This window comes from Haloferax sp. AB510 (assembly GCF_024136985.1).
Classification (GTDB): Archaea; Halobacteriota; Halobacteria; order Halobacteriales; family Haloferacaceae; genus Haloferax.
Genome location: NZ_JAMYJY010000208.1, coordinates 1 through 1328, shown reverse-complemented (window position 1 = coordinate 1328; position 1328 = coordinate 1). Strand labels below are relative to the sequence as shown.

Here is a 1328-nt window from a genome sequence, read left to right as displayed (position 1 = left end):
GAACCCGGGGCCTCTCCCATGCCAAGGGAGTGATCTACCCCTGATCTACGAGCCCTCAAACGCAATCATTCATTCCCCGGTCGGATAAATAAGGGCTTCGAATCGTTCGACGGCTGTGGGGTGCGGACACAGATCGCAGTCCGTTGTGGTATCCCTTGTCTACGCGGGCCGAACTTCACAGACGTACACATCCGTGAACAGGTTTCGGAACGTCCCCATCCAATGCGCTTGGGTGTCCTGAAACTGGTCGGTGTGTGCCTTGACTTCCACGAGAACCGGGCCGCCGAACAGCTGTTGGTCGATACCAACGAGGTCCGGTGCGCCGGAGAATCCGAGTGCCTCTCGTAAGCGCTCGATGGGTTCGGTTCGGTCGAATATTTCGGCGAGAACCGTTTCAGACGCGTCGGTCCGCATCGGTCCGGCGATCTCGCGGAGGCCGCGTTCAATCGCGTCCGCGAATCTGACATTCGAAAACCGAGCATGTTCGTCCAAGTTATCGGTCTCCCACGCCGATTCTACGAACTGTCTGCCGTCGAGGACGGGATGGTTCCGCGTGCTGTCGATATTGATGACGAGGCCGCCGACGTGTTCGGTGAGGTAAGTCGAAACCAAGTCCTCGGCGTTGACTGCGTCGCCCTCGTAACAATACTCGTAGGTCACCGGCGATTCGAACGACCCCGGATACGACGCCGTGTCGCTCGCCCAATCCAGCTCTAAGTAGGTTCGACCCGCTATTGTGTCGGTTTCAGGTAGCCGTCTGAAAACCAACTCGTACTCGCCAGAGCCGTATCGCATCGTGTAGTCGCTGTCGCCGTAGTCCCGTATCGGTTTATCGGAACAGGTGCCCCGGTCGAGACTCGTGCGAAGCTCTTGCGCTTCGAACGACGAACCGACTCGTTTTTTCCGTCGCTGACGGAACGACTCGGTATGACTGACGACGACGCTCCCGAAGTCCCGGTCGTGTGCGAGGCCTGCGACACGACCACGCGCGTTTCGCTTTCCGAGGTCGCGGACGCCATCGAGCGACACAACGAACAGATCCACGACGGCGACGACATCGCGCAGGTCGACCCGGAGATCGTCAAACACGTGACCGACCTCGCGGCGAAGGACATGAGCGTGTTCGAAGACGAGGGGTGAGTCGCCGAGAGGTGCTGGCGCGTCGAATCGGCTCTTTTCAGCCACGGTAGTCGGACACGAGTGCCGGACTCGTGGGAGCCCATAGCGGGCAAACAGTTGGCTCAGAAGCCGCCAATAGCTCGATTGCGATTGCTGGACTCGCCGGGAGTCCCGCGAGCAGAGCGAGTGGGACGTCGGCGAGTCCACGA

Annotated in this window: 2 protein-coding genes; one reads left to right on the top strand and one right to left on the bottom strand. The window is 60.1% G+C overall.

Annotated elements, in window-relative coordinates:
- Positions 1 to 159 precede the first annotated feature (159 nt).
- A complete protein-coding gene (locus tag NKF06_RS20570; RefSeq protein WP_253246459.1) occupies positions 160 to 795 on the bottom strand; it encodes a VRR-NUC domain-containing protein in 636 nt (211 codons plus the stop codon).
- 132 nt (positions 796 to 927) lie between these two features.
- On the opposite strand from NKF06_RS20570, the gene NKF06_RS20565 reads away from it, so the two are divergent.
- Positions 928 to 1140: a hypothetical protein gene (locus tag NKF06_RS20565; RefSeq protein ID WP_253246458.1), complete on the top strand. Its 213-nt coding sequence runs from the start codon at positions 928 to 930 to the stop codon at positions 1138 to 1140.
- Positions 1141 to 1328 lie beyond the last annotated feature (188 nt).

What these genes read in the sequence shown, in the direction of transcription:
- NKF06_RS20570 (WP_253246459.1), bottom strand. Translation starts at nt 795, where the DNA reads ATGCGATACGGCTCTGGCGAGTACGAGTTGGTTTTCAGACGGCTACCT.
- NKF06_RS20565 (WP_253246458.1), top strand. Translation starts at nt 928, where the DNA reads ATGACTGACGACGACGCTCCCGAAGTCCCGGTCGTGTGCGAGGCCTGC.